This is a genomic window from Marivivens marinus, from assembly GCF_035969385.1.
Taxonomy (GTDB): domain Bacteria; phylum Pseudomonadota; class Alphaproteobacteria; order Rhodobacterales; family Rhodobacteraceae; genus SELP01.
In genome coordinates, this window is sequence record NZ_JAYKKJ010000001.1 from 379,370 (window position 1) to 399,117 (window position 19,748).

18 protein-coding genes are annotated in these 19,748 nt (G+C 63.8%); 8 read left to right on the top strand and 10 right to left on the bottom strand.

The genetic code is table 11. From position 1 onward, the window contains the following. Window positions 1-36 precede the first annotated feature (36 nt). The 3 genes from U3648_RS01935 (at window position 37) to U3648_RS01945 (ending at window position 2,350) form a co-directional block, all read left to right on the top strand. On the top strand, window positions 37-423 hold the full coding sequence (locus tag U3648_RS01935) for a YraN family protein (RefSeq protein ID WP_420857699.1): 387 nt from the start codon (window positions 37-39) through the stop codon (window positions 421-423). A 77-nt stretch (window positions 424-500) separates the two neighbouring features. Beyond that, window positions 501-1,442: a glutathione synthase gene (gene gshB / locus U3648_RS01940; protein WP_420857548.1), complete on the top strand. Its 942-nt coding sequence runs from the start codon at window positions 501-503 to the stop codon at window positions 1,440-1,442. Further along, the gene (locus U3648_RS01945) at window positions 1,442-2,350 is read left to right on the top strand and encodes an alpha/beta hydrolase (protein WP_420857550.1); all 909 of its coding nucleotides are present in this window, start codon (window positions 1,442-1,444) and stop codon (window positions 2,348-2,350) included. Before gshB ends, U3648_RS01945 begins: the two co-directional genes overlap by 1 nt. Here U3648_RS01945 and U3648_RS01950 read toward each other — a convergent pair. The 3 genes from U3648_RS01950 to U3648_RS01960 form a co-directional block, all read right to left on the bottom strand. Further along, a complete protein-coding gene (locus U3648_RS01950; protein ID WP_420857552.1) occupies window positions 2,320-3,834 on the bottom strand; it encodes a YifB family Mg chelatase-like AAA ATPase in 1,515 nt (504 codons plus the stop codon). The two genes, U3648_RS01945 and U3648_RS01950, sit on opposite strands and share 31 nt — an antisense overlap. A 49-nt stretch (window positions 3,835-3,883) precedes the next feature. Further along, window positions 3,884-4,756: a glutathione S-transferase C-terminal domain-containing protein gene (locus tag U3648_RS01955; protein WP_420857553.1), complete on the bottom strand. Its 873-nt coding sequence runs from the start codon at window positions 4,754-4,756 to the stop codon at window positions 3,884-3,886. Between the two features lie 79 nt (window positions 4,757-4,835). After that, window positions 4,836-5,423, bottom strand: coding sequence for a histidine phosphatase family protein (locus U3648_RS01960; RefSeq protein ID WP_420857554.1), 588 nt, complete (start codon window positions 5,421-5,423; stop codon window positions 4,836-4,838). Between the two features lie 120 nt (window positions 5,424-5,543). Here U3648_RS01960 and U3648_RS01965 point away from each other — a divergent pair, with 120 nt between their 5' ends. From U3648_RS01965 to coaBC, 3 genes are read left to right on the top strand one after another with little or no spacing between them, the layout of a single operon-like run. Next, the gene (locus U3648_RS01965) at window positions 5,544-6,422 is read left to right on the top strand and encodes an RNA polymerase factor sigma-32 (RefSeq protein ID WP_420857555.1); all 879 of its coding nucleotides are present in this window, start codon (window positions 5,544-5,546) and stop codon (window positions 6,420-6,422) included. Beyond that, entirely contained in the window at window positions 6,419-7,183 is a 765-nt protein-coding gene (locus tag U3648_RS01970; protein ID WP_420857556.1) for a ChaN family lipoprotein, read from the top strand. Before U3648_RS01965 ends, U3648_RS01970 begins: the two co-directional genes overlap by 4 nt. Window positions 7,184-7,240: 57 nt before the next feature. Beyond that, complete coding sequence (gene coaBC, locus U3648_RS01975) at window positions 7,241-8,440, top strand: bifunctional phosphopantothenoylcysteine decarboxylase/phosphopantothenate--cysteine ligase CoaBC (RefSeq protein WP_420857557.1); 1,200 nt, start codon at window positions 7,241-7,243, stop codon at window positions 8,438-8,440. 59 nt (window positions 8,441-8,499) lie between these two features. Here the strand turns inward: coaBC and U3648_RS01980 are convergent, their stop codons facing one another. From U3648_RS01980 to U3648_RS02005, 6 genes are all read right to left on the bottom strand, one after another. Beyond that, complete coding sequence (locus U3648_RS01980; RefSeq protein ID WP_420857558.1) at window positions 8,500-9,504, bottom strand: ABC transporter ATP-binding protein; 1,005 nt, start codon at window positions 9,502-9,504, stop codon at window positions 8,500-8,502. Next, window positions 9,501-10,505 carry an ABC transporter ATP-binding protein gene (locus U3648_RS01985; RefSeq protein WP_420857559.1) on the bottom strand — a complete coding sequence of 335 codons (1,005 nt, stop codon included), beginning with the start codon at window positions 10,503-10,505 and terminating at the stop codon, window positions 9,501-9,503. Before U3648_RS01985 ends, U3648_RS01980 begins: the two co-directional genes overlap by 4 nt. Continuing rightward, the gene (locus U3648_RS01990; protein ID WP_420857560.1) at window positions 10,502-11,659 is read right to left on the bottom strand and encodes an ABC transporter permease; all 1,158 of its coding nucleotides are present in this window, start codon (window positions 11,657-11,659) and stop codon (window positions 10,502-10,504) included. The genes U3648_RS01985 and U3648_RS01990 overlap by 4 nt, the downstream gene beginning before the upstream one ends. Window positions 11,660-11,664: 5 nt before the next feature. Next, on the bottom strand, window positions 11,665-12,669 hold the full coding sequence (locus U3648_RS01995) for an ABC transporter permease (protein WP_420857561.1): 1,005 nt from the start codon (window positions 12,667-12,669) through the stop codon (window positions 11,665-11,667). A 102-nt stretch (window positions 12,670-12,771) separates the two neighbouring features. After that, window positions 12,772-14,811 carry an ABC transporter substrate-binding protein gene (locus U3648_RS02000; protein ID WP_420857562.1) on the bottom strand — a complete coding sequence of 680 codons (2,040 nt, stop codon included), beginning with the start codon at window positions 14,809-14,811 and terminating at the stop codon, window positions 12,772-12,774. Window positions 14,812-15,127: 316 nt separating this feature from the next. Further along, window positions 15,128-16,642: a sulfatase-like hydrolase/transferase gene (locus tag U3648_RS02005; RefSeq protein ID WP_420857563.1), complete on the bottom strand. Its 1,515-nt coding sequence runs from the start codon at window positions 16,640-16,642 to the stop codon at window positions 15,128-15,130. 193 nt (window positions 16,643-16,835) lie between these two features. Here U3648_RS02005 and U3648_RS02010 point away from each other — a divergent pair, with 193 nt between their 5' ends. Next, complete coding sequence (locus tag U3648_RS02010) at window positions 16,836-17,609, top strand: inositol monophosphatase family protein (protein WP_420857564.1); 774 nt, start codon at window positions 16,836-16,838, stop codon at window positions 17,607-17,609. On the opposite strand, the gene U3648_RS02015 is transcribed toward U3648_RS02010, so the two are convergent. Next, entirely contained in the window at window positions 17,602-18,465 is an 864-nt protein-coding gene (locus U3648_RS02015; protein WP_420857565.1) for a LysR substrate-binding domain-containing protein, read from the bottom strand. The two genes, U3648_RS02010 and U3648_RS02015, sit on opposite strands and share 8 nt — an antisense overlap. 98 nt (window positions 18,466-18,563) lie before the next feature. Here U3648_RS02015 and U3648_RS02020 point away from each other — a divergent pair, with 98 nt between their 5' ends. Further along, window positions 18,564-19,739, top strand: a complete 1,176-nt coding sequence (locus U3648_RS02020; protein ID WP_420857566.1) for a 2-aminoethylphosphonate--pyruvate transaminase — start codon at window positions 18,564-18,566, stop codon at window positions 19,737-19,739. Window positions 19,740-19,748: the final 9 nt, after the last annotated feature.

Genomic DNA, 19,748 nt, shown 5'->3' on the forward strand with positions numbered 1-19,748 from the left:
GACGACCTGTTCCACGACTACGCGCCGCGACGGGCGCTGGCCGATCCGGTTGGACGAACGCGCCGCGACAAGGGCAAGACCAGCTATCTGGCCGGGCTTGCCGCCGAAGATATCGTCGCCCGCCACTACGACCGGGCGGGGGCCAGCGAAATCGCGCGGCGCTGGCGCGGCAGGGGGGGCGAGATCGACCTAATCTGCCATGACGGGCGATCCTATGTCTTCGTTGAGATCAAGACATCGCGTAGCTTCGAGGCGGCGCAGGCACATTACACCCGCCGCCAGTCCGAACGGATCGTCCTTGCCGCGCAGGAATTTCTGGGCGGGCGTGAGGGCGGGTTGCTGAACCCGATGCGGCTTGATCTTGCCTTGGTCGACAGGACAGGCGCGGTGCGGGTGATCGAAAACGCGGTCTGGTTCGACTGACTGGCCGGGCGCTGGGCCATTGAACCGCCGCCGCCCATGCGCCATGTATCAGGCAACCAAGTGAAAGGACCGCGGATATGCCGCTTAAGGTTGCCATACAGATGGACCCGATCGCGCCGATCAACATCGACGCCGACAGCACCTTCCGGATCGCCGAAGAGGCGCAGGCGCGGGGGCACGAGCTGTTCTACTACACCCCCGACCGGCTGGCCTATCAGGAAGGCCGGGTGACCGCACGCGGCTGGCCATTGACCGTGCAGCGGGTGAAAGGCGACCATTTCCGGCTGGGCGAGGAACAGGAGGTCGACCTGTCGGACTATGACGTTGTCTGGCTGCGGCAGGACCCGCCCTTCGACATGGGCTATATCACCACGACCCATATCCTTGACATGATCCACCCCGGCACGCTGGTCGTGAACGACCCGTTCTGGGTGCGGAACTATCCCGAAAAACTGCTGGTGCTGCAGTTCCCGGACCTGACCCCGCCCACCGCGATTGCCCGCGATCTGGACACGCTGCGCGCCTTCCGGGCCAAGCATGGCGATATCATCCTCAAACCGCTTTACGGAAACGGCGGGGCGGGGGTGTTCAAGCTGACCTCATCCGACGGGAACCTCGCCTCGCTTCACGAGATGTTCACGGGCATCAACCGCGAACCGTTGATCGTGCAGAAATTCCTGCCCGATGTCAGCGCGGGCGACAAGCGGGTGATCTTGGTCGATGGCGAACCCGTGGGCGCGATCAACCGGGTGCCGGCGCAGGGTGAAACCCGGTCGAACATGCATGTGGGCGGGCGGCCCGAAAAGGTCGCCCTGACCGACCGGGACCGCGAGATTTGCGCCCGGATCGGGCCGCTGTTGAAAGACAAGGGCCAGGTCTTTGTCGGGATCGACGTGATCGGCAACTGGCTGACCGAGATCAACGTGACCTCGCCCACCGGTATTCAGGAGCTGGAGCGGTTCGACGGCACCAATATTGCCGAAAAGATCTGGCAGTCGATCGAGGCGCGGCGGGCCTGATGTCCCTGCGCCTGAAACTCTACGCCCTTGGCAACCGGCTGACGCTGAAGCCATTGTTCGCGCGGGTGACGGACCCGGCCCGCGATGGGGCGCGGATCGACCGGCTGGCGGCGCTGGCCGGGGGGTATCCGCCGTTGTCCCTGCATTTGCCCCGTCCCTTGGGCGGCAGGCCGGGACACTGGATTGCCGGGCCGGGGACCGATGCGACCCGCGTCATCCTTTACCTTCACGGCGGCGCCTATTTCGCCGGGTCGGGCATTACCCACGGCCCGATGCTGGCCCGGTTGTCGGGGTATGCCGGGGTGCCGGTCTTTGCGCAGGATTACCGGCTGTTGCAGGACGCGCCCTTTCCGGCGGCGCATGACGATGCCCTTGCCGCGTGGGACGACCTGATTGCGCGTGGCTGGTCTCCCGACCGGATCGTGCTGGGGGGCGACAGCGCGGGCGGTGGGCTGATGCTGGCCCTTCTGGCAACGCTGTGCGGGCGTGGAACACCACCTGCGGGGGCGTTCGCCCTGTCGCCCTGGACGGACCTGAGCCTTTCAGGCGACAGCATTGGCAAGAACGCCCGTGCCGATGCGGTTCTTCCGGCGCATCGGATGAAAGAGGCGGCGGCGGCCTATCTGGATGGGGCGTCGGCGGATGACCCGCGCGCGTCGCCATTGTTCGCGGATTTTCCCAACCCGCCCCCGGTTCTGTTGCAGGTGGGCAGCCCGGAAATTCTGGAAGACGACACATACCGAATGGCCAACCGCCTGCGTGACGCTGGTGGCGAGGTTCAGGTGGAAACCTGGGATGGCGCGCCACACGGCTGGCACATGGGCGCGGCCTGGGTGCCAGAGGCGCGGGCAGCGCTGCGCCGGGTGGGGGCCTTTGTTCAGACCTCCTTCGACAGCGCCAGCCGGTAACTGACCGCCTCGGCCACATGGGGTTTGCGCACGGTGTCCGCCCCGTCCAGATCGGCGATGGTGCGGGCGACACGCAGCACCCGGTGATAGCCCCGCGCGGACAGCCCGAATCTCTCGGCCACGCGCACAAGCAGGTCTTTGCCCTCCGGGTCGGGGGTTGCGGCCTCTTCCAGCGCCTGCCCTTCCAGATCGGCGTTCACCCGCATCCCTTCTTGTCCCTTGAACCGCGCCGTTTGCACGTCGCGCGCGGCCGAGACCCGCGCGGCGACCGTTTCGGACGCATCGCCTGACGCGGGCAGGTCAAGGTCGGTATAGGCCACGGGGGGCACCTCGACCCGCAGGTCGAAGCGGTCCATCAGCGGGCCGGAAATACGGCCAAGGTAATCCTCGCCACAATGTGGAACGCGGGCGCAGGCGCGGGCCGGGTCCGACATATATCCGCATTTGCAGGGGTTCGCGGCGGCCACCAGAAGGAACCGGCAGGGGTATCGGACATGGGCATTGGCTCGGGCGACCATGACCTCGCCGGTTTCAATCGGTTGGCGCAGGGTTTCCAGAACGGTCCGGGGGAATTCAGGGAATTCATCCATGAACAGCACACCGTTGTGGGCAAGGCTGATCTCGCCCGGTTTCGCGCCGCGCCCGCCGCCGACGATGGCGGGCATCGACGCGGTGTGGTGCGGTTCGCGGAACGGTCGGGTGCGGCTGATCCCGCCTTCGTCAAGCAAGCCAGCGATGGAGTGGATCATCGAGGTCTCCAGCGCCTCGGCCGCGGTCAGGGGTGGAAGGATGCCGGGAATGCGGGCGGCCAGCATGGATTTACCAGATCCGGGCGTCCCGACCATCAGGATATGGTGACGTCCGGCGGCGGCGATTTCCAATGCCCGTTTCGCCCGTTCCTGCCCCTTCACATCGCGCAGGTCGCGCCCGCCCGCCGTGGTCGCCACCTCGCCCGGTTCAGAGGGGGACAGTGGGGCCTGCCCCGTGAAATGGCGGATCGTTTCGGACAGAGAGGCAGGCGCGATCACCTCGGTCCCACCGACCCAGGCGGCTTCGGCGCCGACGCCCTTGGGACACAGCAGACGACGGTCTTCGGCGGCGGCGGCCATGGCGGCGGGCAGGGCACCCGTGACGGGCACGAGCGTCCCGTCCAGCGACAATTCCCCCAGCGCCACGGTTTCGCTGACCATGTCCTTGGGCAGGATGTCGAGCGCGGCCAGAAGCGCCAGCGCGATGGGCAGGTCGAAATGCGATCCTTCCTTGGGCAGGTCGGCGGGCGACAGGTTCACGGTGATCCGGGACGAGGGCAGCGATATGCCCAGCGCGTTGATCGCTGCGCGGACCCGTTCGCGGGCTTCCGACACCGCCTTGTCCGGCAGGCCGACCACGGCAAAGGCGGGCATGCCGGGGCTGACGGCGCATTGCACCTCGACCAGCCGGGCCTCTACCCCTTCGAATGCCACCGTATAGGTGATCGCGCCCATGACCGTCCCCGTTAACCACGTCCTATGAAATGGTTAACGGGGCTTTGGTTTACGAATGGTAAATGGCCATGAATTCAGGGAAGGCTTCGGGGTCGTTGATGGTCTTGGCGCGGCAATGCGCGTTGCAGAACCCGAACTGCCGCCCGTCCAGTTCCATCACATGGGTGACCGGATCGCCGGAATAGGGGCATACGGTGTTTTCGCTGTCCGTGCCCTCGACCGCATGGGCCGCAAGGGGAACTGGGCCGGGCCAGTCCCGCGTTGCCAGGCCCAGCTGGTATTGCGGGGGCTCGATGGTTTCGGTTAGGGCCAGCGCCCGCCAACGGCGGAAGGACGGATGGGCCAGATGGGCCGCAACATACGCTGCCGCGGCCTCGCTGACCGGTAGGCCATAACCTGCGATCCGGGCCGCGACCGGGGCGTAGAATGCATCGGCGAGCGAATAGGCCCCGAAAAGCCACGGGCCATCCCCGCCGAAGTGGTCACGGGCATGTGCCCAAAGCTGTTCGATCCGGGCAAGGTCGCGCCGCACCGCGTCGGATGGGGCAAAGTCGGCCCAAGAAGTGCGAATGTTCATCGGACAATCCCCCCGCAGTGCGCCAAAGCCCGAATGCATTTCCGCAACGAGGTTCCGGGCCATCGCCCGGGCGGCGGGATCGGCGGGCCACAGCCCGGCGTCCGGGTTCCGTTCGACCAGCGTTTCGGCAATTGAGATCGTGTCGGTCAAAACCACGCCGGCGTCGGTCCGCACGGCGGGAACAGTCCGGGCAATTCCCAAGGGGGCAAGGTCATCCTGCATGGTGCCGGAATAAAGCCCCACCATCTTGAACCGATGGTCGATGCCAAAGGCGTGGTACATCAGCCAGCCGCGCAACGACCAGCTGGAATAGCTGCGGTCGCCGATGAAAGTCTCGTCACTCATGATCCGTCTCCGATTGCTTTGGCCGGACCATAGTGGCGGTCCGCGCAACACTGGAAACGATCATTTGTTGGGGTGCCCATCACGGATGGTGATTGATCCGCCCAACGCGCCAGCCCCCGCCCGCAAACGTCATTTCGGTCACTGAAAGGGGGTTCACATGCATCTTGATCGCCTCGTCGGGTCGGTTGCCAAGCGCCCGCTGCAGGGCCACGAGGATCACGCCGATGTGGGACACGGCGACAATGTCCTTGCCTTTATGCGCCATGTTCACCCGGTCGATGAACATGTTCACCCGCAGCGCCACGCGGTTCCAGCTTTCACCATTCGGGGCCGCCGCCATGCCCGGGGTTTCCCAGAAGGCCGCAGACAGCTCCGGGTCTGTTTCCGCCGCCTCGGCCGCCGTGATCCCGTCCCAGTCGCCAAAGTCGAATTCGCGCAGCTCTGGCGCCATGGTCAGGGGCGCGCGCCCCGCCCCAAGGCGCAGCGCTGTGGCAGAGGCCTGCCGCAGAGTTGAGGTCAGCATGACTGCACCGAAGGGGAGAAAGGCCGACATCCGCCCGATCGCGGCATGGTTGGACAGGTCGGGGACCACGTCGCGTTGGCCGACGAAACCGTCCTCGTGTGTCGGGCCGTGCCGGACCCAGAACCAGCGGGTTGTTTCCACCATGTCCGCCCCTGAAATCCCTGTGTGAATTGGTCAGAAATATTGATCCGGGCCAAATGTCCCTGCGTAACACCCTGTGACTAGCACGAGACAGGCCAGCGAAACAGCGGGGGAGCGCGAAGAATGGCACTCGATATGGGAAATGACCGGAGAATGTCGCGGGCGGCGATGAAAGCCGAACTGCTGGACGCGGAAACAGAGGCGGCGCTGGCCTATGCCTGGCGCGACCAAAGGGACGAACAGGCCCTGCATCGCCTGATCACCGCCTATATGCGGCTGGCCATTTCCATGGCGGCCAAGTTCAAACGCTACGGCGCGCCGATGAACGACCTGATCCAGGAGGCGAGCCTCGGCCTGATGAAGGCGGCGGATAAATTCGACCCGGATCGCGGCGTGCGGTTTTCGACCTATGCGGTCTGGTGGATCAAGGCGTCGATTCAGGACTACGTGATGCGCAACTGGTCGATGGTGCGCACCGGGTCTACCTCCTCGCAGAAGTCTCTGTTTTTCAACCTGCGCCGTGTGCAGGCTCGGATCGAACGCGAGGCGATGGCGACGGGAGAGGAGCTTTCGACCGATGTCCTGCATGACCGCATCGCGGCGGAACTTGGCGTCAGCGTGGCGGATGTGGAGATGATGTCGGGGCGTTTGGGTGGGTCTGACTTCTCGCTCAACGCGACGCAGTCCACCGATGACGAGGGGCGCGAATGGATCGACACCATCGAGGATGATGGTCCTGCGACCGAAGACCGTGTCGAACATGCCCATGACACTGAAACCCTGCGCCAATGGCTGCTGACGGCCATGTCGGCGCTGAACGATCGGGAGCGGTTCATCCTGCGGGAACGCCGGTTGCGCGATGATCCCCGGACGCTTGAAAGTCTGGGCGAGGAGATGGGCCTGTCGAAGGAACGCATCCGGCAGCTGGAGGTTGCGGCCTTTGCCAAGATGCGCAAATCGCTTGAGGGCCAGTCGAAGGAAGTGTTCAACTTCCTCGTATGAAGTCCCTAGTCCCTGCTGTTGTGATCGCGCTTTCGGCCGGACTGGCCGGGGCCCAGGACGTGGTGATCATCGGCGAGGTGCATGACAATCCCACGCATCACCTGACACAGGCCGAAATGATCCGCGATCTGTCGCCCTCGGCCGTCGTGTTCGAGATGATTTTGCCGGAGCAGGCCGCGATTATTGCTCAGATGGGCCGGGTCGATCCTGAGGCGATAGGTTGGGCCGACAGTGGCTGGCCCGCCTTCGACATCTATCAGCCGGTCTTCGATGCCGTAGGCTCGGCCCCGATTGTCGCAGGCGGCGCGCCACGGGCCGAGGTGCGGCGCGCGATTTCGGAAGGAGCGGCGGCGGTCTTCGGACCAGATGCCGCGCGGTTCGGGCTCGACCACCCGCTTGATCCCGCAGAGCAGGCCGCGCGCGAGGCGGGGCAGGCCGAGGCCCATTGCGACGCCCTGCCGCCCGAGATGCTGCCCGGCATGGTCGAGGCGCAGCGGTTCCGGGACGCGGTTCTGGCGCGAGCGGTTCTGCAGGCGGTAGAGGCCCACGGCACCCCGGTTGTCCTGATCACCGGCAATGGACATGCCCGGACCGATTGGGGGGTGCCCGCCCTGCTGGCACTGGCCGCGCCCGATTTGGAGGTGGAGGCGATCGGGCAGATCGAAGGCCCGCTGTCCGGGGGCGACCGGCCCTTCGACCGCGTTCTTGTCGCCCCGCCGGTTGATCGCGAAGACCCCTGCGCGGTGTTTTCCCAAGGCTGATTGCCCTTCACCCTTGCAGTGCCTAAGTTTGGCCGAACCTAGTCAAGGATACCGGCCATGTTGCAGGGAAAGCGCGTTCTTCTGATCATCGGTGGCGGCATCGCCGCCTTCAAATCGCTGGACCTGATCCGGCGATTGAAGGAACGCGGCTGTGCCGTCACGCCCGTTCTGACAAAGGCCGGGGCAGAGTTCGTCACGCCCCTGTCGGTGTCGGCGCTGGCCGGGGTCAAGGTGCATGATGCCCTGTTTGATCTGACGTCAGAGGCCGAGATGGGCCATATCGAACTGAGCCGGTCCGCCGATCTTGTGGTGGTGGCCCCGGCCACGGCGGACCTAATGGCCAAGATGGCGGGCGGGCTGGCGAATGATCTGGCGTCCACCCTGTTGCTGGCCACGGACAAACGGGTGCTGATCGCGCCCGCGATGAACGTGCGGATGTGGGACCACCCTGCGACACAGCGCAATCTGGCGACGCTGCGCGGCGACGGGGTTCTGACCGTTGGCCCGAACGAAGGCGACATGGCCTGTGGCGAATATGGGCCGGGGCGGATGGCCGAACCGCTGGAAATCGTGGCGGCAATCGGGGCTGCGCTGGCCGCTGGACCGCTGAAGGGCAAGCATATCCTTGTGACCTCTGGCCCGACGCATGAACCGATCGACCCGGTCCGCTATATCGCGAACCGGTCATCCGGGGCGCAGGGCACGGCGATTGCCGCTGCCCTCGCGGCGCTGGGGGCAGAGGTGACATTCGTGACCGGCCCGGCCGATGTGCCGCCGCCGCAGGGCGTGCGGGTCGTGCGGGTGCAGACCGCCCGCGAGATGCTGGAGGCGGTGCAGGCTGCGCTGCCTGCCGATGCCGCAGTCTTTGCCGCCGCCGTGGCGGATTGGCGGGTGGCCAGTGCCTCGGCCAGCAAGATCAAGAAGGACGGCAAGGGGCTTCCAACCCTCGAATTTGCCGAGAACCCGGATATTCTTGCCACCGTCAGCCAGATGACCGACGGGCGGCCCGGTCTGGTCGTGGGGTTCGCCGCCGAAACCGACGATGTGATCGGCCACGCCACGGCGAAACGGGCGCGAAAGGGCTGTGACTGGATTCTCGCCAATGATGTCAGCCCGGAAACCGGGATCATGGGCGGGACGGAAAACGCGGTGACGCTGATCACCGCCGAAGGGGCCGAGGACTGGCCGCGCATGGGCAAGGATGAGGTCGCCCGCAGGCTGGCCCAGCGGATCGCCGACGCCATCACGGTGGGTTGAAACCCACCTTACGACGGCGGGGCTGGATGTAAGGTGGGTCCTGACCCACCCTACCAGTCTCAGGCCGGGACAGCCTCCAGCAATTCGCGCCAGCGGTGGCAGCTGACGCTATGCCCGTCGCCGGTGTTTTCAAGCGATGGTTCCTCGCTCCGGCAGCGGTCGATCGCGTTGGGACAGCGGGTGTGGAATTTGCATCCCGGCGGCTGGTTCAGGGGCGAGGGGATTTCCCCGGTCAGCTTTTGCGCGCTGCCCCGGTCGTCGGGGTCAAGCGAGGGGATCGCCGAGAACAGCGCCTTTGTGTAGGGGTGGCGCGGCGCGGCGAAGAGTTTGCGCGTCGGCGCGGTTTCCACCAGCCGCCCCAGATACATCACCGCCACATGGTCGCAGGTGTGGGCAACGACTGAGAGGTCGTGGCTGATGAACAGGAAGGTCAGGCCCAGATCGGCCTGAAGCTGTTTCAGCAGGTTCAGAACATCCGCCTGAATCGACACGTCCAGCGCGGCGACGCTTTCATCGGCCACGATGAACTGCGGCCCGGCCACCAGTGCCCGCGCGATAGAAATCCGCTGCCGCTGCCCGCCGGAAAAGGCGTGTGGAAAGCGGCGCAGGTGTTCAAGGTTCAGACGGCATTTGGCGGCGATCTCGCGCACGCGTTCGTCGGTTTCGGCCCGGCCCTTGGTCAGGCCCATCACCTCGAGCGGTTCGGCAATGATGTCCCGCACCGTCATCCGGGGCGACAGCGCGGCATAGGGGTCCTGAAAGATCAGCTGTGCCCGCTTACGGTAGTCCTTCAATGCCGGGCCGTCGAGTGTGGCGAGGTCGTAGTCGACCTCGCCGTCGGTGTAGCGTGCATGACCGCCGGTGATCGGTGCGGCCTTGAGAAGCGCCCGGCCCAGCGTGGTCTTGCCCGAGCCGGATTCGCCCACCAGCCCGAAGAATGAACCGCGTTCGATATCCAGCGAAACGCCGTTCACGGCGTTCAGGATGGTCTTGTTGAAGATGCCCTTGCCGATCTGGTAGCCGACGGTCAGGTCGCGGGCGGAAATCAGGATGTCATCGGTCATTTCCCGGTCTCCTTCGGATCGTGCAGATGGCAGGCGACGCGGTGGTCCGGGTCGACCCAGATATCTTGCGGCAGGCGGGCCTTGCACATGTCGCCCACCAGTTCCTGACAACGGGTGTGAAAGACACAGCCCGACGGGCGTTCCAGCGGCGAGGGGATATCGCCCGGAACCGGCACCAGCGGCGCGTCAAGATCGTCAAGCTGGGGCAGGGCGGCGATCAGCCCGCGGGTGTAGGGGTGTTTGGGGTTTCGGATCACCTCGCGCACCGGGCCTTCCTCGACCACCCGGCCCAGATACATGACGCAGACCTTGTCGGCAGTCTGCGCCACGACGCCAAGGTCATGGGTGATAAAGATGATCCCCATGTGAAATTCGTTCACGAGGTCTTTCATCAGGTCGATGACCTGCGCCTGAATGGTCACGTCCAGCGCGGTCGTCGGTTCGTCGGCGATCAGCAGTTTGGGCTTGGTCGACAGGGCCATGGCGATCATCGCCCGCTGCCGCATCCCGCCCGACAGTTCAAAGGCAAACTGGTCGATCCGTTTCGCCGGGTCCGAGATCCCGACCCGGTCCAGCATTTCGATGGACAGCGCCTTGGCCTGCGCCTTGGTCATGTCGGAATGCAGCATCAACTGTTCGATCATCTGGCTGCCGATGGTGATCGCGGGGGCGAAGCTGGCCATCGGTTCCTGAAAGATCATCGAGATCGCCCCGCCCCGGACGATTTTCATATCGGCGGGCCGCTTGAGCGACAGAACGTCCACCTCTCCGTGGTCGTCGGTGTGCAGGGTGATCTTGCTGCCCTCGTCATAGACAGCGTTCCGGGCGTTCAGGTGCATCAGCGCCTTGGCGGTCACCGACTTTCCCGATCCGCTTTCGCCGACCAGCCCCATCACCTCGCCTTTCTTGAGCGAGAAGGACACGTCGTCCACGGCCTTCACCAGCCCCTCGTCGGTGTGGAACCGCAGCGTCAGGTTCTTTACGTCGATCAGTGAAGTCATTTGTGCGTGTCCGAATAGGGGTCTGCAGCATCCCGAAGCCCGTCGCCCAAGAAGACGAAGGCCATCACGAGGGCGATGAAGAAGATCACCGGGATGAAGTACCATTGATAGTTCAGAAGGACATCGGCCGAGGTCACGTTCTGCAGCATGACGCCAAGGCTGTTGACCGGGTCCTTCAGCCCCAACCCGATGAAGGACAGCGCCGTTTCGGACAGCACCATATAGGGGAAGGAAATCACCAGATCGACGATGATGTAGCTGGTGAAGCTGGGCAGAAGGTGTTTGCGGATCACGTGGCCGGGCCGCGCGCCGCACAGTTGCGCGGCCAGCACATATTCCTGGTTCCGTTCGGTCAGAAGATGGGTCCGCACCCGCCGGGCAAGTGTCGGCCAGCCGATCAGCCCGAGGATCAGGGATATGTAGAAGAACCGCGCCTCTGCCGTCATTTCAGGAGGCATGAAGGCGGCGACCGCCATGAACAGTGGGATTGCAGGGACGGTTCGGACCGCGTCGGTGATCATTTGTATAATACTGTCGATCCAGCCGCCGTAATAACCGGATATGCCGCCGATGATCAGCGCCAGAACGAAGGCGATGAAGACCCCGATGGTCCCCACCTGCATCGAGGTCCAGATCGCGTGCAGCGTCCGGCTGAAGATGTCCTTGCCGCTGGCATCGGTCCCGAAGATATGGACGAACCCGCCTTCGGACCTTGTGGCGAACAGGTGCGTGTCCATCGGGATGATCCCGAACAGTTTGTAGTCCCAGCCCTCCTCGAAGAAATAGATGTAGTGGCGCTGTTCGGGGTCGATCTTGGTCACCCAGCGGAAGTTGGTGGCTATCGACCGTTCTCGCGTGACCCCGTAGACGAAGGGGCGGAATGAACAGCCCGCATCGTCACAGAACTGCGGGATCTGGGGCGCGCCGTTGGTATAGTCCTTGTTTCGGCCCGCGATGGTCGGATCGTAGGGGGACAGGAAGGGTGCGAAGATCCCGGACAGAAGAAGCGCCACAAGAACCCAGGCCGCGATCATGGCCGACCGCTGCTTCTTGAAGCGGGCCCAGATCAGCTGTCGCTGGGACGCGGTGAAATAGGCCTCTTTCGCCTTCTGGTCGGCGCCGAATTGCGGGGTGTCGGTGGTCTGGTCAGTCATTTCGGTCACCGCATGATGGACTTGCGGACGCGCGGATCAAGCACGGCCAGCAGAACGTCGGTCAGGAAGTTCAGCGTCACGATGGACGCGGTGAGAAGAAAGATGATCGCTCCGGCAAGCTGCTGATCGTTGGACCGCGCCAGCGCCTCGATCAGTAGCGCGCCTGCATCGGTCAGCACGAGGATCAGCGCCACGATGGGCAGTTCGTTGAAGATACGGTTCAGGTCAAAGCCAAGGCTGTTGACGATCGGCCCCAGCGCGTGCCGGGCCGGGTAACGCCACAGCAGTTTGCGGCCATGGACCCCACGCGCGGCGGCGGCGGTCACGTAGAGTTTGCCCACCTCGTCGGACATCAGGGCGCGGACGGTTTGCAGGGCAAAGGCGGTGGCCGACCAGCCAAGGATGAAGATCGGCAGCCACGCGTGTTTCATCAGGTCGACGAACTTGTCCCAGCCCCAGGGCGCGTCGCGGAATTCGTTTGAGAAAAGACCAGTCAGCGTTTCCCCGAACCAGACGGTCGACACGAGCATGATCACCAGCGCCAGAAGGAAGTTCGGCATGGCAAGGCCGAGGTAGCTGACGATCCGCAGGGTGTTGTTGAGGTAGGGGTTGTTGGTCGCCGCCGAGATCATGCCGACCGGAATCGCGATGGCATAGGCCAGCACGAGAGAGGCAAGGCAGATCGACAGTGACAGCCAGAATTTCGTGCCCAGAAGCTGGGCGATGTTGACCCGCAAGATACAGCTGTCGCCGAATTCGCCCTGGAAGGCGCCAACGATCCAGCTGACCCAACGTTCCATGAAGGGTCGATCCAACCCAAGCCGCTGGCGTTCCACCTCGATATCCTCGACCGAGATGCCGGACCCTTGGGTGTTCTTGAAGGCGAGGTAGCGTTCGGCGCAGTCGCCGGGCACCAGCTCCATCAGGGTGAAGACGACAAGCGACACGATGATCAGCGTGATCATCGCCATGCTGGCGCGTGTCGCCACGAATTTTCCGAATTGAAGCATCTGCGCGCCCCGTGTCCCCTGTCGGTTTGGCCGGTTTCGGCCTTGGTGGCGGCGGGCGAAACAGGTCGCCCGCCGCGGGTTCAAGTTGACAAGGCCGGGGCCTTATTCGTCAAGCCACCACTGGGTCGCCCGATAGGGGTAGGTCCGGTAGTACTCGTAGGAGTGGGTCTTGAAGTCTGCAAAGTTCTGCAGGCTGTTGTGGTGATACATCGGGGCCGGTGCCTGCACCGTGCCGATGAACAACAGGTTCTCGACCATGTTCTTGACGAGGTTCTGACCAAGCGCTTCGAATTCGGCGCTGCCCTGAGCGGCGGACTGGAACGCGTTGATGTCGGCCATCAGCTGCTTGACGTATTCCGGCGGTTCCACGCCAGACGCACCACCGCTGTCGACCCATTCGGCCCAGAGCATCCCGTTGCGGACGCCAAAGTAGTTTTCGAACGGCGGCACCCACAGTTCGTTGTTGCCCAAAACGATGGCCAGCGGCTGCGACTTGCGCCACATCACCACGTCAAGCTGGTTGGACGATTGTGCCGACCGGTATTCGTCCGGGGTCACTTCCTTCACGACCGATTGGATGCCGACATCGGCCCAGTATTGGGCGACCAGTTCAACGGTCTGGCCCGCGATACCTTGGGTCGAGAAGTTCATGTTCAGAACCAGCTTCTCGCCATTGGGCATTTCGCGGAACCCGTCGCCGTCGGTATCGACCATGCCCATGTCATCAAGCAGGGCATTGGCTGCGGCGGGATCGTATTCCGCCTTGTAGGACAGCCATGCCTCGTCGATGAAGGCGGGCAGCGGCGAGAAGCCGACATATTGCTGCGGGGTGCCAAGGCCGAAAAAGCCGACCTCGTTCAACTCGTCACGGTTGATCGCGACAGACATCGCTTCGCGGAACCGCAGGTCACCAAAGGTTTCCCGGCGGGCCGGATCGTCATGGGTGACGTTGAACCCGAAGGCGCCGATGGTGATTTCAGGACGCAGGTCGATGGTGTAGTTGCCGGATTCCTGATTTTCCAGAAGGATCGGGGCCGAGGCAAGCTGTAGCGACTGGGCCTTATAGTCCACTTCGCCGTTGACCAGCTTCAGGATACGGACCTCGTTGTCGTTGATGTAAACTTCGTCCTGTTCCGAGATGTAGGGAAGCTGCTGACCGGTCGGGTCAACTTGGAAGAAGTAGGGGTTGGCGACAAGGTGACGGCCTTCGGTGGTGTCCGTCACGTAGATGTGGCTTTCCAGCGTCGGAAGGGTTGCCTTGGGCAGGCTGTCGGCAATGTCGGGATGCGACAGCATCGGGGTTGGCGTGTCGGTCCAGTCCGAGTTGCCCCAGTAGGCCTTGATGGCGTCATAGCCATTTTCGAACCCGAGGCTTTGGGCATAGGCGTCCGCGTCCGGGTTGATGTCGGGGTGGAACTGGCCAAGGAAGTGCCGCGGCTGGAACCCTTGCCCGAAGTGCGTGGCGAAGTGGGCCAGAAGGCCGGGCTTCGGCGCGGGCAGGTTGAAGACCACCGTGGTTTCATCCGGCGTATCGACGGTCATCCGTTCGCCCGCGACGGTGACATAGTCCTTCCAGGTTTCGAAGATGTTCGAATCCATGTGCAGGTTGTCGTACCAGAACTTCACGTCTGCGCTGGTGAAGGGGGCGCCGTCCGACCATTTGTGGCCTTCGCGCAGGTGGAACGTCAGCTGGGTGAAGTCGTCGTTCCATTCCCAGGATTCCGCCACGTTCGGCACGATGGTCTGAAGGTCGTCGGAATAGCGCACAAGGTTCACGTGCCGAACCGACAGGAAGTCCGAGGTGCCTGCTTCGGTCGCGTTTGACAGAACGTCAAGCGTCCCGCCGTAGCGGCCGACACTGGCATAGGGAACCATGACAAGCGGGTTCGACGGCAAGCGGTCTTCCACAGCGGGCAGGTCGCCGTTGCCCTGAATGCGGGCGTTCAGGGCCGCCGCGTCCGGGTTGGCCGAGAATTCCATGTCGCAGCCTGCAGCCGCTTCGAATTCGTCAAGGTTATACTGCTGCGGGAATGCGCCCTCGGCGACCCCCTGCATATCGGCGAGAGTGATCGCCGGGCAATTGGCGTAGGCGGCGGCTGGTATCAGCAGCGTGGCTACGCCCGAAAGCAAATATTTCTTCATGTTCTCTCCTGTTGTCAGACAAGGTTTTCGTGCGGGTCTGTTGTTTTCTTTGCGACCCACCCTTTGCCGAGCATGGGAATGCTAGAGCGGCGGGGTGGTTTGCGATAGGTCCAATTAGGGTCCAGTTTCGATCCAGTTGGCCTGATCTTTTGACCGGCGCGCCAAGGTTTTGGTTCGTTGTTTTCCCCCTTCGTTTCGAACCACCTGATCAGGGCCGTGATGGCCGACGGTGGCTGGTCTGCCCGGATTGTGAAACAGAAGTATGACGCCCGGGCCGCGCCATGACCGGAAAGCCCCGCGATCGCGGGGTGTCTACCTAGGGCCCAGATCGGCGTCGGGCGCCGTCTGGCGTTATCATTGTCTGGCTGAACCTTCCTTGCGCATGGGTCATCCGGTGGTCGATCAGCTTGCGGGATAGGTCCAGCAGGATCGGCGCGGCATCCGGATCATTGGCGATGTTCCGGGCCTCGCCCGCCTCTGCATGGTCAAACAGGATCTGCGGCAGGCCGCCATTGAAATGCACAAGCGTGAACCGTTCGCCGCGCAGCACTGACAAGTTGCAGCGGTCGCTGTCCAGCCCCAGATCGGCCTGCCAGCGGGTCGGGCTGATCGGATCGCCGAAATCCAGCTCGGAATAGCTGTGGCTGCGCCAATCGGCGGGCTGTGCGCCCTCCAGAAACGGCCGCAGGCTGCGCCCGTCCATCGTGTCGGGGATATCGAGCCCCAGAAGGTCAAGGATCGTCGGGGTGACGTCAACGCTTTCCGTCGGGGCCGTCACGACCGTTCCGCCGCTGTTCCGATGGTCTGGGTCGCAGATGATCAGCGGCACGTGATAGGCGCTGTCGTAATAGCTCATCTTGCCCCAGCCGTGGTGGTCGCCCAGCAATTCACCGTGGTCTGCGGTCACAACCAGAAGCGTGTCGTCCCACTGTCCGCTGTCCTTCAGAAAGGCGACGATGCGGCCAAGGTGGTGGTCCACTTCGGTCGCCAGCCCAAGGTAGATCGACCGCAGCATCGCGGCAGTCTCTTCTGTTTCGGGCAGATCGGGAAAGCCTTCGACGTTCGACGCCAAGCTCTTTGCCGTCAGCGCCGAGGCGTTGAACGGATGCGCCGCCGCCTCGGTCCGTTTTTCGCGTGGCTGCGTAGGGCGCGGCAGCGCGGCAGGGTCATACATCCGGTTATAGGGCGCGGGCGCAACAAGTGGCGGATGCGGCCGGATATAGGTCAGATGCGCGAACCAGCCTTTCGGTCTTGCCCGCAGATCGTCGATCAACCGGTTGGTCAGAAAGGCGGTGTCGCTGTCGTCCGCGCTGTAGATCGCCGGATCGTCCGGGCGGTCGCCCTTGGGGCGGAAGATATCCGGGTAGGGCGGCACATCGTAGCCCTTAGCCAACAGGTCGGCGCGCCAGGGCCAGCTTTCCTCCAGCCGCATTTCCACGGCCTCGACGAACCCCGGCATGACCTGCTCGTAGGACGTAAGCACGGGATCACCTGCCGCGTGCACACGCGGGTCCGCCGCGCTGTCGGTATAGCCATAAAGCAGCGGCAACCAGCCACCCTTGCGGACCTCGGTCGCGATATTCGGCGTGTCATGGGGCAGGGGGGTGCCGTTGCGCACCGCCCGGTGGTTCATGGCGTATTGTCCGGTCAGGATCGACGCCCGAGACGGGCCGCAGGGGTTTGTAACCGAATAGTGCCGGCGAAACGAAACCCCTTCCGCCATCAGGCCATTCAGGGTGGGCAGGTCAACGTGACCGGCCAACGCGCCGTGCAGACAATCCGCACGCAGCTGGTCGATGATGACGAACAGGACGTTTCGACGGTGGTCCACGTCAGCCCTCTTTAGGTGTCTTCGAATCGAAGCAAATACGCTCTGCCGAGTCGGATCAAGAAAAACGTGGATATTTGTGGGAATATATGCGCAAATAGCGGTGACATGATCAAATATGGGTGTGGAAGTGCCCGAATTTTCCTCGAATTCCACAAATAGCCGCCAAAACGCGGCGCATTTCAGGTCTGGCGAAGTGGCCGAGGCGATACGGATTCGTGACCGCGCGATTGAATTCCTGCGCTCTGCGGCCCCTGTGGCGCTGGACCATTTCCGCGCGCCGCTGGACGTCGATCACAAGGCCGACCAAAGCCCAGTAACGCGGGCCGACCGGGCGACGGAACAAGCCATCCGGGCAAGGATCGCTGCCGAGTTTCCGGATGACGGCATATTCGGCGAGGAGTTCGGAAGGGCAGAGGGCGAAAGCGCCGCGTTGTGGATTATCGATCCAATCGACGGCACCCGCAGTTTCATTTCAGGGCACCCGCTGTTTGGAATGCTTTTGGCCCGCATGGTGGCCGGGGTCGTGCAGGCCTCTGCCGTGGCCCTGCCGGCGGTGAATGAATTCTACGCGGCGGCGCGTGGTGGTGGGGCGGTCCTGAACGGCCAGCCAATCGCCGTTTCCGGTTGCACCGATCCGTTGGCGGCAACGATCTATGTCAACGAAGGTGAACGGCTGTGGCGGACCGAACCGGAGCTTCTTTCGAGGGTGATGCAACTTGGCCAGAACCGCCGATTTTCCTATGACTGCGCACCCTATGGCCTGCTGGCGTCAGGGCATGTCGATGTGGTCGTCGATTGCGGGCTGGAACCCTATGATTACCTGCCGGTGTCGCTTCTGGTTGAAGAGGCGGGCGGGATCATCACAGACTGGCAGGGGCAGCCCTTGACGCTCGAGTCGGACGGGCGGGTGGTCGCGGCGGCAACGCCCGCGCTTCATGCCGCGCTTTTGCAGCAGGTGTTCAGCTAGCGCCGTCGATTTCCCTCAGGAAGGCCCGGATCACCGGCAGGTCGCGCCGCATCGACAGGTTGACCAGCGTTTCGGTCATGGCCAGCGACATGCCGGACAGGGGGACCCGTTCGATCCGTGGGTCATAGCCAAGTTCCGCTTCGGACACGAAGCCGATGCCCGCGCCCGAGGCGACGACCTCTCGCATGGCTTCGCGGCCCTCTACCTCTATCACCGGGGTCAGGCGCGCGCCCGCAGACCGAGCGGCGGTTTCCAGCGCGGCCCGGGTGCGCGACCCCGTTTCGCGGAACACAAGCGGCATCTGGCGCAGGTCGGACAAGGACAGGCTGACGGTGCCGGGTGGCAGGAACCCGCGCGCGACGATGGCGACAATCGGGGTTTCGCCAAGATCGCGGCAATCAAGGTCCGGGGCTGGGTCAAGGCTGCCCAGAATGCCAATCTCGGCGTCATAATTGCGCAGGGCGGCCAGCACCTGCTGCGAATTTCCGGTGGTGAGGCGGACAAAGACGTCCGGGTGCCGTGCCCGGAAGGCGCCCAGCGCGTCAGTCACATGCAGGGCCGAATCCGCGACGATCCGCAGGGTGCCGGTCACCGCCGCCCGCGCCTGTTGCAGGTGGCTGGCGATCCGGTCTTCCACCTCGAAATACTGGCGGGTCAGCAGCAGCAGGTCTTCGCCCGCAGGGGTCAGGCGCACGCGGCGCCCATCCCGCGAAAACAGCAGGACGTCGTGATCCTGTTCCAGCCGCTTGACCTGATCCGACAGGGCCGGCTGGGTCTGGTGCAGGGCCGCGGCGGCAGCGGAAAACCCACCGTGAACTGCCACATGGTGAAACGCCCTAAGCTGGCTGTAGCGCATGGATATACAATCCTTATGGATGGATAGAATATAAAGATTTTACATATACTGCGTAGTCCCGCAACCTGACCAGCAGTTGCCACCCGAGGGAGCGCGCCATGACCGCCTTTCCACCCCCCAAGATGGGAGAGCCCTATCTGCTGACCCCCGGTCCGCTGACCACCGCCTATGAGGTAAAGCAGGCCATGCTGAAGGATTGGGGCAGCTGGGACGATGATTTCCGCGCCATGACCCGCGACCTGCGCCGCCGCCTGCTGGATATGCTGGGCGACGGGGCGTCCGAATTTGACTGCGTCCCGATGCAGGGGTCCGGGTCGTTCTGCGTCGAGGCGATGCTTGGCAGTTTCGTGCCCCGCGACGGTAAGGTGCTGGTGCTGGCCAACGGGGCCTATGGGCTGCGGGCGGCAACGACGCTGGACTATCTGGGGCGGGCCAAACATCTTTTGGACAAGGGCGACTACCTGCCACCGCGCGGCGCAGAGGTGGCAGAGATTCTCGCCGCCGATCCGGCGATTACCCATGTGCTGGCGATCCATTGTGAAACCTCCAGCGGCATCCTCAACCCGATCGAGGAGATTTCAGAGGCGACCTATGCCGCTGGCCGCAAATTGTTGATCGACAGCATGTCGGCCTTTGGCGCCCTGCCGCTGGAGCCGGGGAAGATCCGCTATGAGGCCTTCGTCTCGTCGGCCAACAAATGCATCGAAGGGGTGCCGGGGTTCGGCTTTGTCATTGCCCGTAAGTCCGCGATCGAGGCGGCGAAGGGCAACAGCCATTCCCTGTCGCTGGACGTTCACGCGCAATGGGCGACGATGGAAAAGACCGGCCAATGGCGGTTTACCCCGCCGACCCATGTGGTCGCTGCCTTTCTTGAGGCGCTGAAGATCCACGCGGCCGAGGGCGGGGTTCCGGCCCGTGGGGCCCGCTATGCCCGTAACCGCGATGTGATGGTCGAGGGGATGCGCGGCCTTGGGTTTGAAACCCTGCTGGCCGACCGCTGGCTGTCGCCGATCATCGTGACCTTTTTCTGCCCGGCAGATCCGAAATTCCACTTCCCCACCTTCTATGACCTGATGAAGGCGAAGGGGTTTATCATCTACCCCGGCAAGCTGACGGTGGTGGACAGTTTCCGCGTCGGCTGCATCGGCCGGATAGATGAACATGTCATGACACGGGTGGTGGACGCCGCCCGCGATGCGCTGGCCGAGATGGGCGTGGACGACGCCGCCCCGCCCGCCGCCGCGCTTGAAGAACGCAAGAAACTCGCAGCCTGAGAAGACGAA